A 13624-nucleotide genomic window follows, 5' to 3' on the forward strand; every position below is an offset into this window, starting at 1 on the left:
TAATTATTCTTGGTGTCGTTTTTTTTGTCACAAATCAAGCCAAGGGTCAAAGTTATTTCCAAATGAACAAGTCATTGGGGAGTACAATTATTCATAATTCAGAAGTGAGCCCTGTGAAAGGTTATCCAAGGTTTGTTAAGCTTGATTATTTTTCAAGACTCAATGCAAAAGAATATCATGATCATATGAATAACCCTATAGCTGGTGTGAGCTTTACCTATTTAGATCATGATAATGCCTTGGTAGGGAGATCTTACGCATTAAGTGGATTTCTCCAGCCGATTATTAAAGCTTGGGGAAAAAGTGAAGTTTCATACAAAGTGTCTCTTGGCTTAGCCTATGTAGAAAACCCATTTGATCCTGTGAAAAACGATCTCCAAAAAGCAATTGGTTCTAATGTGAATTATTTTGTTGAAGCTCAATTGGTGTACAATTATTCACTTACGGACAAATTGGGGTTGAATGCACATGCTGGACTTACTCACATCAGTAATGCTGCGCGTAGACTGCCTAATTCCGGCCTTAACATTGTTTTTGCTGGTTTTGGAGTCAATTATCAAATTGCTGAGGAGAATCCAAAGGCTTTTGAAAAAGTTAACCAAAAGACGCTTGATTATAAATTGGAAAGGATAAATCATGCGATATATATCAGATCGGGTGTGAAAAGTATTAGAGCTTTAGATTTTGCTGTTTTTCCTGCATATGGCATCAATTATACCTCATCATATAGATATTCACCTATTGGGTCTTGGACGGCTGGATTGGATTTAGATTACAATGTGGGTTATATTAGAGAAAGACAGGCGAGGGTAGATGAATATGGCCAATCAGGGTCATTCGATCGATGGAGAACAGGTTTTGCAGTTGGTCATGATTTACATATGAATAAACTTGTTTTTGTGACCCAATTTGCAACTTATCTAAAAAGACCTGATGAAACACATAAACTTTTTTATCAAAGATACGGCTTGAAGTATCATTTGTCATCAAACTGGCAAGTAGCCGCCACATTGAAAGCCCATGGAGGAAGGGCAGATTATATGGAGTGGACTCTTGGGTATGTGTTTTGATAAAATTTTATGTGTATACGGAATGATGTCAGTGACAAAACAAATCAATCATTTTTGCTTCTATTCGATATTAATTGATACAAGATATTTGTGGATATTGATTCAATGCAACCAAAAATGTTAGAAATTTAGCTTACAGGCATTGAAGCATATATCTTTTTTTAAAAAAAAAACTTTATATGTATATCCGTTTTTATAACAGTAGAATCTAAATAATTGAATTAACCTGTGATTTCGAACCAATATCAATAAATATCCAATATCTATTAGTATCAGTTTGCCAAAAAACAACCGTCTAATTGATTAGTGGCATGATTGCGGATAATCATAAACTTTCATGCATGTAAAATCAAAAAAATGTCAAATTGATTTCAGCAATGTTTTTCATTAGGAAGGAATAAATGATGTCTTTTTGAATCTTCAGCTCTAATGAACAACCCCGGATTTTTTATCTGATTTTCTATGTAGAATCCTAATAAAAAATCCAGGGTTAGTTCTTATTGAAAGAGGTTTAAACTAATTCCAGCCCTAAACCATCTTCTAGGCATTTGGACAAAGCCAGCTTCTATATAATCAGTATTCGTGACATTGGAAGCCTCAGCAAAAATGCCAAAAGTCTTCAGCCTATTGTAATCCATTCTAATATCCATTAGGAAATATGGATCTAATGCCATTCTTTCAATATATCTAGCCTTGATGTTCAATTCTAAATTTGTAAAAAACTCAGTTCTTACACCGGCAATAGCCTGATGTCGCATTGCGTTCAGGGTGTTTCTTGATTCTGCCCCTGGTAATTGTTTCAAGTCAGCATCGATGTAATTGTAACTCAATGAAATTTCAGAAAGTTTAAAGTTCTTACTTCCAAGCTTTAGCGCTTGCTGCATTCCTATTTCGATCCCTTGGAAAGTTACTTCAGAGATATTTCTTGGTGTCCAGCGGTTAGGGTTTGGTACAATTTCGCTTGGCTCTCTATTCCAGTCAATAAGGTTTTTTGTGTGTCTGTTGAAATAGACTATTTCAAGTCTTAAGCCTTTGTTTCCATATTTGTAACCGAACTCAAAACTTTGGGCTTCTTCTGGTGTCAAGTCTGGATTTGACAAATTACTTGGATCTTGGTAATAAAGTTCTGTGAAGGATGGGATTCTATAACTTGCCCCATAGTTTGTATAAAGTCTTGAGCTATTATTGATTTGATACCCCAATTCTGCACCAGGGAAATGCTTCCAGCCATATTCATCGTAAAAATTGGAATATACTCCGGCCCTGAAATCAAAGTTTTCCCAAAACTCAATCCGATGCTCCGCAAAAACTCCAAGAAAAGCCCTATCTCTATCTCCCAAATTATTACTTTCTATTTTCTCTTGCCTTCCTTCGACTCCAAAGCCTGTAGTACCTAGTTTGGATTGATATCTTCCATTCAGCTCCAAGGCAAAAACATCTGAGACATGGTTGTTGGTGAAAAATTCAGGTTCATTTCTCCTTAACCTAAATTCATCCGAATTTCTTCTCCAATATGCCCTAGTCTGTAAGTAAAGGTTTTCATGGCTATAAGTATGGCTAAGTGAAGCAATAAAAGTCTGAATACTTTCCCATTGATCCGGAAAGCTGTTGGTGTAGAATCCATTTGCACCAAATGACCTGTCGGTATACCCAACCATAGTTCGAATCTCATTTTTTTCATTCAAATCCATCCCACCTTCATAGAAAACATTACTTACTTTATAATCAGAGTTGTACCAATGACCATTTGAGGCATCGTGTGAAACAGATAATGATTGTTTGTAAGTGCCAAAAGGCAAAGTGACTGGCAAGGCGGAAACTACGCTGACCCCCTTCATTCCAAAATCACCTCCATAAGCTTGAATGTTCAGTCCTTTGGTTTCGGGTAGCATCGTGACCACATTAACAGCACCAGCATAAGCATTTTGTCCATAAATTCTGGAGGCTGGGCCTTTCATTACCTCCACACGTTGTATTGCTTGAAGCGGAATTGGGATATTCATGATATGATGCCCTGTTTGCGGATCAGTCATTTTTATTCCATTTATGAGCATCAAGGTTTGTTCAAAACCTCCACCTCTGATTCCAATATCACCTTGTACACCAGAAACACCCCTCTGCCTTACATCTACTCCTGGAGTAAATGAAAGAACTTCTTGCAAGCTTCTGGCAGGTGTAGTCTCTATGTCTTTTCTACTGACGATTGAAATGTTTCTTGATACCTTGTTGAATGGAATTTCAATCCTGTTTTCTTGAATTACAACTTCTCCAAGATCAACGGTGGTACTGTCTTGAATAGCTTTAACACCGTAAGAATGAAGGATTAAAGCAGGAATAAGTAATATTTTTTTCATAAAATAGATTTAAAATCTCGGGGCAAATTACCTTCTAAATAATTCTAAATGCAAATGTTTTGCATTTTAGAAGTAATTTCTAGCCTACATACCTTACTCTGTAAATTTGGTTTTTTGTTATCTTTTGTTTCTGTATTTTAGCCAAATCATTTAAAATTATATTTCATAGTATGACACATATTGTAAAAAGGGTATTCCTTTTACTTCTAGTTTTGACAGGGGTTACTAACCTTGAGGCTCAGCAAGTAAAAGACAATAAAGATGCTGCTTTTACCGAGTTTGGTTACAGACAAGGGACAGCTTACAGGTCTGCCACGGGCAAGCCAGGACCAAATTATTGGCAAAATAAATCTGATTATGTCATTAACGTTGAGTTGGATGAAGAGAATCATTCAGTAAAAGGTTCTTGGACGATTACTTACACAAACAACAGCCCAGAAGTTTTAGATTTCATTTGGCTTTTTTTAGAGCAAAATAGATTTACAGAAGAGTCAAGAGGGACATTGACCACGCCAGTTCAGGGGAATCGATACAGTGGAGATGTCGATGGTGGATATACTATCGATAATGTGAAGGCTAGCTTATCAGGAAGAAACAAAGCTGTCAGTAATGAGTATTTGATTTCAGATACCAGAATGCAAGTTGTTTTTGCGGAACCTATTCCTGCAAATGGTGGAGTAGGTACCGTTTCTATGGATTTTGAATATAAGATACCTGTCAAAGGAATGGATAGAATGGGGAGATTGGATGTGAAAGATGGGACAATCTATGCTATGGCTCAGTGGTACCCAAGAGTTGCGGTGCTTGATGATGTGACTGGTTGGAATACAGACCCTTACTTAGGGGCTGGGGAGTTTTATTTGGGATATGGAGACTTTGATTATAAAGTAACTGTCCCTTTTGATCATATCGTAGTAGGATCGGGCGAGCTTCAGAATCCAAGTCAAGTCCTGACAAGGGAGCAACAAAATAGAATGAAAAATGCAGCTGAGAGTGATCAAAGAGTATACATCATCAATCCGGATGAAGTGGGTGACCATGCCAATATCAGACCGAGACAGGATGGAAAGCTTACTTGGCACTTTAAAATGAACAACAGTAGAGATGTTGCTTTTGCATCATCAAAAGCATTTATTTGGGATGCAGTAGGAGCGAATCTTCCAAGTGGGAAAAGGATAATTGCCCAATCTGTGTACCCAAAGGAAAGTGATGGTGAAGATGCTTGGGGAAGATCTACTGAGTACAGCAAAGCGTCGATTGAGCATTACTCTGAAATGTGGTATGAATACCCATATCCAGTGGCGGTAAATGTTGCTGCGGACATCGGAGGAATGGAATATCCTGGATTGAATTTCTGTAGCTACAAGTCAAAAGGGGAGTCGCTATGGGGTGTTACTGATCATGAATTTGGTCATAATTGGTTCCCGATGATTGTTGGTACCAATGAAAGAAGACATGCATGGATGGATGAAGGTTTCAATACTTTTATCAATTACTACAGCTACTTGGCTTTCAATAATGGTGAGTACACCAACGATCTTATTCAGACCAGAAAATATTTGGGTTGGTTGACCAATGATAACAGAGAGCCAATAGCAACTCATGCAGATAGAACTCAAAGCAATAACTTGGGTATGGTAGCTTATATGAAGCCTGCATTGGGGCTGATTATGCTTAGAGAATACATTTTGGGTCATGAAAGGTTTGATAAAGCATTTCGTTCTTACATCAAAACTTGGGCTTATAAGCATCCACAGCCTACCGATTTCTTCAATCACGTAGAAAATGTGTCAGGGGAAAATTTGGACTGGTTCTGGAAAGGTTGGTTTTATAGCAATGCAAACATTGACTTGTCTGTGGACGGTGTCTATCCTTATGGGGCCAATTATATTGTAGTTTTTTCAAACAAGGGAGATATGCCAATGCCTGTCAATTTTGAAGTGACTTATGAGGATGGAGAAAAGGAAAGAAGGTCATTGCCTGTCGAAGTTTGGTTCAAAGGAAATACTTGGCAGCACTTATTGAAGGTGGACAAAAAAGTAGTTAAAGTCGAGATCGATCCTGATAAAATCATCACAGATGTGAACGCAGGAAATGATGTATGGCCTTCCGCACTTTACGAAAAGTAATTAGGGGGCAATTAGAATTTTTCAGCAAACAGCTCTTCTTGAAAGAGTACTAAATAAAAAAAGTGAAAGGTTGAGTCCTTTCACTTTTTTTATTTAGTACTTTATGTATCCGCTTTCTTACCAGAAGCCAACCTTTGATATGTTTTAAGTCAACTGATTCAAAAGTAACTATTCTACTTATAACTCTTGTGCGCTTCGCCTATGCACACAGGCGCGACACAAGCAGCGATTATCCGCATTATTTAATTGACAAATTCGACTACTTGTCCCATTACTGATAATCATATTTAGTATTCATCATTAACCTCTATCCAATAGCCATCAGGATCTCTAAGGTAAATTTGTTGTACGCCATCTGGACGGATGTTTATTTTTCCTTTTTCTCCGGGCCAATCTTCAAATGCAATTTTGTGTTTTTCCAGGTTTTTGATAAAATCACCCATGTCAGTTATGCTAAAACAAAGGTGGTTTATTTTGTTAATAGTGACAGGTTCCCACACATCTTCAATGATATGAAGTTGGACATTGTTTCCAATATCAAACCATGCATGTAAACCGTCTTTAAAAGGTTCGTCAATTTCTTTGAAATTTAATACGTCTCTATAAAAATCAGCACTTCGCTGCAAGTCACTTACATAAACGGCGATATGGGTTATTTTTACTTGTGCCTGAATATTTTCACTCATTAGTATAAAGCTTAGCGTTAAAGTTAGAATAAATGATTTCATCTGGTTTAGGGTTATATAATCACTAAGTTAACAGAATAAAAAGAAAGGTTGAATTATGAGTTGTCATTATCAATAATTAAGTAATATGATTATCCGCAATCATGCCACTAATCAATTAAACGATTGTTTTTTGGCAAACTGATACTAATAGATATTGGATATTTATTGATATTGGTTCGAAATCACAGGTTAATTCAATTATTTAGATTCTACTGGTATGAAAACGGATATACATATTAAGTAAATATGATGGTTCTGTTATTCGCTTTTTTTTACATCAGCGAGGAGTGATCAATCTAAATTTTTAATAAATCAAAAGAAAGGCGGGTAGTAATTGCTTTTGGAAAAGTGGGCGACGTCCTGAGACCATCTGGAAGAGACTTTCTGATAGATATAAAATAAAAAAAGGGAGATCATTAATTTGGTCTCCCTTTTTTGTATTAGGGTTAATTATTCATTTGTATTTGCGGATAGAGCAAGCTTCTCTGCTTCATCAAACAACTTGATCGCTTGTAGGTATATTTCGTTGATGTCGTTGATTACCTTATAGTAAGCATTATCATCGAAGATGTTCCTTCCCATGTTAGCTTTAATAAGTGTCTTGAGATAGTCTTTGGATTTATTGAAGTCTTTTTCTTCAAATTTAACTTTGTTTCTTTCTCCTACTTTTATCAGTGCTTGAAGCATTTCGTCTGACACTTGATACTTGCTGTAGTAGTCTTCAAAGCTCATTCCATCAAACTTCTTCTTGTTTTTGTCTAAGTATTCAAGAACAAACTCTCTAGCCGAGTCCGAATTGAAAAGTCTGTTGACGTAAGAGCTAGACATAGTGGTGTCCAATGGTACAAAGAAGTCTGGCATTATTCCACCTCCGCCATAAACGGCTCTTCCTGATTTGGTTTCATATCTAAGGCTATCATTGAATTTAACACTGTCAGCAGAGAAAAACTCACCGTGCTCAAACCTTTTGATCCAATCCAAACTGTATTCATCCTCGTTGTCTCCATAAGGTTTTTGGATAGATCTTCCAGAAGGAGTGAAATACCTTGCGATAGTCAGTCTTAATTCAGCTCCATCAGAAAGTGGTATTGGCATTTGTACCAGCCCTTTACCAAAAGACCTTCTACCTACAATTAGTCCTCTGTCATTGTCTTGAATTGCACCTGCCACAATCTCAGAAGCTGAGGCACTTCCTTCATTAATCAAAACGATTACAGATCCTTCCTCAAAATCACCTTGTTTTACTGCGAAGGCCTTTTGATTAAACTTATTCGTTTTTCCTTCTTGGGACACGATTACAGCGTTGCTTCCTAAGATTTCATCTGCTATATTGATAGCAGCTCCCATATATCCTCCGGGGTTACTCTGCAGATCTAACACTAGCTTGGTCATACCCTGTTCCTTAAGTTCAGAAACTGATTTTTTGAACTCTTCGTAGGTTGTGGCTGCAAACCTAGTCACTTTAATGTATCCTACCTCATCATTTATCATATAGGAAGCATTGATAGAATATTGAGGTATCTTATCTCTCACAATATCGAACTTGATAAGATCTCTTTGGGATTTTCTCTTTACTTCAACTTCTACCACACTTCCGCTAGGGCCCCTCAATAAGCTGAATACATCATTATTTGTAATTCCTGTTCCTGCAACAGTTTCACCATCTACTTTGATGATTTGATCACCTGATTGGATCCCTAATTTCTCTGAAGGACCACCTGTAAGTGGTGCTACTACATAAATAGTGTCTCTGATAATGCCAAATTCTACACCAATTCCATCAAAATTCCCTTCAAGTTGTGATTTCGCAAGTGCAGCATCTTTTGCAGGGATGTAGCTGGAATGTGGATCTAACTTCTCCAACATTTTCTCAATTCCAAACTCAACCAACTCATTAGTATTCACACTGTCTACATAATCCCTGTTGATATAAGTTACTATTTCCTGAAGTTTATAAATAGCAGCTTTCAGGTCATTTCTGTCTGTTTTTGGTTCAGCAAAAGTAGCACCTATCCAAACTCCCGCAGCAATTGCAAGCGCGATAATGATTGGAAGACGGACCTGTGCTTTTGTGTTTTTAATTTCGCTCACGATATCCTCTGGTTATTTTTTAATTACTTTATTGGAAATTCTTCAAATATACTACATAACTGAATTTTTATGCAATTCGTTTTTATAAACGCAATAAATTCAATTTAGATAAAGAATTTGGGCAATTTCTCTTAAAATGCTTTACTTTTGTCTATATGTTGAATCCAAAAGATATACAAAAGTCTCGAATCAAAGAACTCGTATCTGAGAATTATGTTTTTGCGGCTGTTTTGCATTATTTTGGAATAAATTTTTATCAATATGAGGAGAATTCTTTGCTAGAGGTTTGTAAGAAATTCAAAGTAAACCCTAATCACCTTGTAGAAGAATTGGAAGTGTGGGCAAACAGAAAGGAGCCTAAATCAGAAGAGCTGTACTTACATCCAATAGAGGTTCTGGTAGCTTATCTCAAAAAGAAACACTATTTCTTTGTTAGACAAGAGTTGCCCTTTTTATCAAATATGGTCACAGGCATCAGTAGAGATGATAAATATGCTGGAATATTGTCAGACCTAAGGATTATGTTTCCTTTGTTTGTAGAAGATTTTATCCACCATATTCACGAAGAAGAAAGTCGCGTATTCAAAAGAATTCAGTTATTGCAAGAAATAGAATCAGGAGGATTTAGATTAAATGATGCATTGACGATTTTGGAAGAAAGTCCAATTAAATCCATGGCGCATGCTCATGAGGATCATGATGATGAAATGGTGGGGATCAGAAAATTAACAAAAAATTATGAGTTGCCAGAAGACGCTCCCCTCAGCATGAAAATTCTCTACAGTGAACTTCAGAATTTTGAGAAAGAGCTTATCATTCATGCTAAAATCGAAGACGAGCTTCTATTTCCAAAAGCGGTAGAATTGGAAAAAGAAGTGCTTCGAATGGTGAAAAAACAAATTAGCAGTAATTAATGAGTAGGGTTTTAGCAATTGATTTGGGAACCAAAAGAACAGGTATTGCAGTTACAGATGTTCTTAAGATTACAGCAAATCCACTAGAAACGATTGAAACATCAAAGCTCGTAGATTTTCTTACGAATTATTTCCAAAAGGAAGAAGTGGAGGTAATCGTCTTGGGGTATCCGAAATCACTGGATGGTTCTGACAATGAAATGACACCAAGAGTAATTAGCTTAAAGGATCGTTTGGGGAAAATATTTGTAGACAAGAAAATTGTACTCGTGGATGAAAGGTTCACCTCAAAGATGGCTATGCAAAGCATGATCACTATGGGGAGCAAAAAGAAAGACAGAAAAGAAAAAGCAGGCAATCTTGACAAAATAAGCGCCGCAATTATATTACAAACCTATTTACAGCAATTATGATTTATCCGATAGTAGCATACGGAAATCCAATATTAAAAAAAGAAGCAGAGGAAATTAATGAAGGTGATGATATCTCCACATTGATCAAAGACATGTATAGCACCATGGACCATGCAAGTGGTGTGGGACTGGCAGCGCCTCAAATCAATCAAGGGATTAGATTGTTTGTGATAGATAGTTCTTTGATGCTCGATGAGGAAGATGAAGAAACTGGAATCCGTAGAGCATTTATCAATCCAATCATTTTGGATGAATACGGCGATAATTATGGTTTTGAAGAAGGTTGTCTGAGTATCCCTGAAGTGAGAGCTGAAATCATCAGACCTGAGAAGCTTACTATCGAGTATTATGATGAGAATTGGAATTTGAAAGAAGAGGAATTCTCAGGTATGACTGCCCGTGTCATCCAACACGAATATGATCATTTGGAAGGAATTCTTTTTATTGATTATCTAAAAGGTTTGAAAAAAAGGATGGTTCAAAGCAAGTTGATAGAAGTAAGTAAAGGGAAAATTTCCACAGACTATAGAATGATTTACCCATTGAGATAAATCTAGGCCAACAGAAATTAAAGTCTGTTGGCTTTTTTTTAAATTTTCTTTTTTCGGAAAATACTTATTCCTTCAAACAATCAATTTGGCACTTTCTCAATCCTAAAGCAATATGAAAAATAAACCAAATCTAAAAATAGCACTGATTCAAACAGATCTTTATTGGCACGATAAGACAGCCAATTTTAGCATGCTGGAAGAAAAGATTTGGGAAATCGATGGAGAGGTCGATCTGATAATATTGCCAGAAATGTTTTCGACGGGCTTTACCATGGAAGTAAAAGAATATGGGGAGCCGATGAATTTCACTGCCTGCAAATGGCTGAAACAAATGGCAGCACAGACAGGGGCGGTAGTTACAGGAAGTGTGATTATCAAAGAAGGAGATGATTATTACAACAGAATGCTTTGGGCTTGCCCAGATGGGGAATTGATGCACTATGATAAAAGACACCTCTTCAGAATGGCAAATGAAGACGAGCATTTCTCAATGGGTCAAGAAAGAAGAATTTTCCAGATAAAAGGATGGAATATCCTGCCGCAGATATGTTACGATCTTAGATTTCCAGTTTGGTCTAGGAATACTTCTAAGGATGGGAAAATGGATTATGATATCTCTATCTACATAGCTAGTTGGCCAAAGCCGAGAATAAGCGCGTGGGACATTCTTTTGCAGGCCAGAGCAGTGGAGAATTTGGTATATTCTATAGGTGTAAATAGAATTGGTGAGGATGGGAACGGAGTTCTTTATTCAGGAAACTCTGCAGTGTATAACTTCAAAGGTGATCAATTAATGTTTTCCAAAGACCAAGAGCAAACTTTGATTGTTGAATTAAATTTCGAAGCACTTAATTCGTTTAGACAAAAATTTCCAGCATGGAAAGATTCAGATAATTTTCAAATCATAGAATCAAGGACAAAGCAGAACTCAAATTAGATTCCATAAGGCTAATCAATCTTTGAAACTGCGATTTTTTGATTAATTTAGCCCGAATTTTAATAGAAAGATAAAAAGGCCACTTTCTCTTGCGTTTTTATCATTATACTTCATATATATCAAATTAATTTGTAGTTAATAAAAATAAAATGACCACTAAAAAACCAAAAATTCTCTACACTCTTACAGATGAGGCGCCAGCTTTGGCAACTTATTCGCTTTTGCCAATTGTAAAAGCATTTACAGACTCTGCGGGTGTTGTAGTAGAAACAAGAGACATCTCTTTGTCGGGAAGAATAATTGCTTTGTTTCCTGAATTTTTAAATGAAGATCAGAAAATTGGAGATGCACTATCTGAGCTTGGAGATATAGCAAAAACAGCTGAGGCAAATATTGTGAAATTACCAAATATCAGTGCATCAATCCCTCAATTAATAGCAGCTATAAAGGAACTTCAGGATAAAGGATATGCATTGCCAGACTATCCTCATGACCCAAAGAACGAAGAAGAGAAAGAGATAAAATTAAAATACGATAAAGTAAAAGGTAGTGCTGTAAACCCTGTCTTAAGAGAAGGGAACTCCGATAGGAGAGCTCCCCTTGCAGTGAAAAATTATGCAAAGAAAAATCCTCACAGCATGGGAGCTTGGAGCAAAACTTCAAAATCTCATGTGGCGAGTATGGAAAGTGGCGATTTTTATGGTAGCGAAAAATCGCTGACCATACCAGAAGCGACAAAAGTTGATATTGAGTTTGTAAGCGAATCTGGAGATATAAAGGCGTTGAAGTCTGGTTTGGCTTTGAAGTCTGGGGAAGTTATTGATGCCGCAGTTCTAAGTGTGTCTGAGCTAAACACTTTCTTGAAAAAGCAAAAAGAAGCTGCAAAAGCAGAAGGTGTACTTTTCTCTCTGCACATGAAGGCTACGATGATGAAAGTATCAGATCCTATTATTTTCGGACATGCAGTGAAAGTGTTTTTTGCTACAGTTTTCGAAAAGCATGACTCTTTATTGAAAACTCTTGGTGTAGATGTAAGAAATGGCTTTGGAGATTTAGTCTCTAAGATCAAAACACTTCCTGAAGATCAGAGAGTAGCTATTGAGGCTGATATTCAATCTTGTCTAGCAGATGGCCCTGATTTGGCAATGGTGAATTCTGACAGAGGGATTACCAATTTACATGTACCTTCTGACGTCATTATCGATGCTTCTATGCCTGCAATGATTAGGACTTCTGGCCAAATGTGGAATAAAGACGGCAAAGCTCAAGACACCAAGGCAGTTATTCCAGATAGATCCTATGCGGGTGTTTACCAAGAGACTATCGATTTTTGCAGAGAAAATGGAGCCTTTGATCCATCTACAATGGGATCAGTGCCAAATGTTGGACTGATGGCGCAAAAAGCTGAAGAATATGGGTCACATGACAAGACTTTTGAAATAGAAGCAAAAGGAGTAGTAAGAGTAGTGTCGAATGGAGAAATTTTGATTTCTCATGATGTTGAGCAAGGTGATATCTGGAGAATGTGTCAAACCAAAGACGCTCCGATTCAGGATTGGGTGAAATTGGCAGTAAACAGAGCGCGTGCGACTTCTGATCCTGCAATATTCTGGCTGGACGAAAACAGGTCACACGATAGAGAATTGATCAAAAAAGTCAATACGTATCTAAAAGAACATGATACGGAAGGGTTAGAAATAAAAATAATGTCTCCTGTTGCCGCAACCAAGTTTTCCTTAGAGAGAATTAAAGCTGGTAAAGACACCATATCAGTAACTGGAAATGTTTTGCGTGATTATTTGACAGACTTGTTTCCTATTCTTGAACTTGGTACAAGTGCTAAGATGCTATCTATAGTGCCATTGATGAATGGTGGAGGGCTGTTTGAAACCGGTGCAGGAGGATCAGCTCCTAAGCATGTGGAGCAATTGGTAGAAGAAAATCATTTGAGATGGGATTCGCTAGGTGAGTTTTTGGCATTGGCAGTGTCCTTGGAACATTTGGGAGAAACCTTCTCAAACGACAAGGCCAAGGTTTTGGCAAAAACTTTGGATCAAGCAACAGGCAAGTTTTTGGATGAAGATAAATCACCTTCTAGAAAAGCAAAAGAACTTGACAATAGAGGTAGCCATTTTTATTTGGCCATGTATTGGGCCGAAGCTTTGGCTGCACAAGACTTGGATTCAGAGTTAAAAAACAAATTCGTCGATGTAGCTAAACAATTAAAAGAAAATGAGTCAAGAATTGTTTCTGAATTGAATGATACACAAGGGGTAAAAGTTGATATTGGGGGTTATTATAAATTGGATGAATCAAAAGTAGAAAAGGTGATGCGTCCAAGCAGCGTTTTTAATGCTATTTTGGCGGACATTGTATAAAGATGATAACCTTCTCATAATAAATAAAAAGGCTGTACCCTAGTTGGAGTACAGCCTTT

Annotated in this window: 10 protein-coding genes; 7 read left to right on the forward strand and 3 right to left on the reverse strand. The window is 37.0% G+C overall.

Annotated elements, in window-relative coordinates:
* The first annotated feature begins 62 nt into the window (after positions 1-62).
* A complete protein-coding gene (locus tag MM213_RS05395; protein ID WP_241410447.1) occupies positions 63-1070 on the forward strand; it encodes an acyloxyacyl hydrolase in 1008 nt (335 codons plus the stop codon).
* A 497-nt stretch (positions 1071-1567) separates the two neighbouring features.
* Here the strand turns inward: MM213_RS05395 and MM213_RS05400 are convergent, their stop codons facing one another.
* Entirely contained in the window at positions 1568-3424 is a 1857-nt protein-coding gene (locus MM213_RS05400; protein WP_241410448.1) for a TonB-dependent receptor, read from the reverse strand.
* 170 nt (positions 3425-3594) lie between these two features.
* Between MM213_RS05400 and MM213_RS05405 the strand changes: the two genes are divergently transcribed.
* Entirely contained in the window at positions 3595-5553 is a 1959-nt protein-coding gene (locus tag MM213_RS05405) for a M1 family metallopeptidase (protein ID WP_241410449.1), read from the forward strand.
* 287 nt (positions 5554-5840) lie between these two features.
* Here MM213_RS05405 and MM213_RS05410 read toward each other — a convergent pair whose 3' ends face one another.
* Both MM213_RS05410 and MM213_RS05415 read right to left on the reverse strand, forming a co-directional pair.
* Positions 5841-6239, reverse strand: a complete 399-nt coding sequence (locus tag MM213_RS05410; protein WP_241410450.1) for a VOC family protein — start codon at positions 6237-6239, stop codon at positions 5841-5843.
* A 492-nt stretch (positions 6240-6731) separates the two neighbouring features.
* A complete protein-coding gene (locus tag MM213_RS05415) occupies positions 6732-8372 on the reverse strand; it encodes a S41 family peptidase (protein WP_241410451.1) in 1641 nt (546 codons plus the stop codon).
* A 155-nt stretch (positions 8373-8527) separates the two neighbouring features.
* On the opposite strand from MM213_RS05415, the gene MM213_RS05420 reads away from it, so the two are divergent.
* The 5 genes from MM213_RS05420 to MM213_RS05440 all read left to right on the forward strand — a co-directional run bounded on the left by MM213_RS05420 (position 8528) and on the right by MM213_RS05440 (position 13565).
* Positions 8528-9286, forward strand: coding sequence for a hemerythrin domain-containing protein (locus MM213_RS05420; protein WP_241410452.1), 759 nt, complete (start codon positions 8528-8530; stop codon positions 9284-9286).
* Positions 9286-9699, forward strand: a complete 414-nt coding sequence (gene ruvX, locus MM213_RS05425) for a Holliday junction resolvase RuvX (protein ID WP_241410453.1) — start codon at positions 9286-9288, stop codon at positions 9697-9699. The genes MM213_RS05420 and ruvX overlap by 1 nt, the downstream gene beginning before the upstream one ends.
* Positions 9696-10250: a peptide deformylase gene (def, locus tag MM213_RS05430; protein ID WP_241410454.1), complete on the forward strand. Its 555-nt coding sequence runs from the start codon at positions 9696-9698 to the stop codon at positions 10248-10250. The genes ruvX and def overlap by 4 nt, the downstream gene beginning before the upstream one ends.
* Before the next feature lie 112 nt (positions 10251-10362).
* Positions 10363-11187: an amidohydrolase gene (locus MM213_RS05435; RefSeq protein WP_241410455.1), complete on the forward strand. Its 825-nt coding sequence runs from the start codon at positions 10363-10365 to the stop codon at positions 11185-11187.
* A gap of 149 nt (positions 11188-11336) precedes the next feature.
* Positions 11337-13565 carry an NADP-dependent isocitrate dehydrogenase gene (locus MM213_RS05440; RefSeq protein ID WP_241410456.1) on the forward strand — a complete coding sequence of 743 codons (2229 nt, stop codon included), beginning with the start codon at positions 11337-11339 and terminating at the stop codon, positions 13563-13565.
* Positions 13566-13624: the final 59 nt, after the last annotated feature.

This window comes from Belliella alkalica (genome assembly GCF_022549785.1).
Classification (GTDB): domain Bacteria; phylum Bacteroidota; class Bacteroidia; order Cytophagales; family Cyclobacteriaceae; genus Belliella; species Belliella alkalica.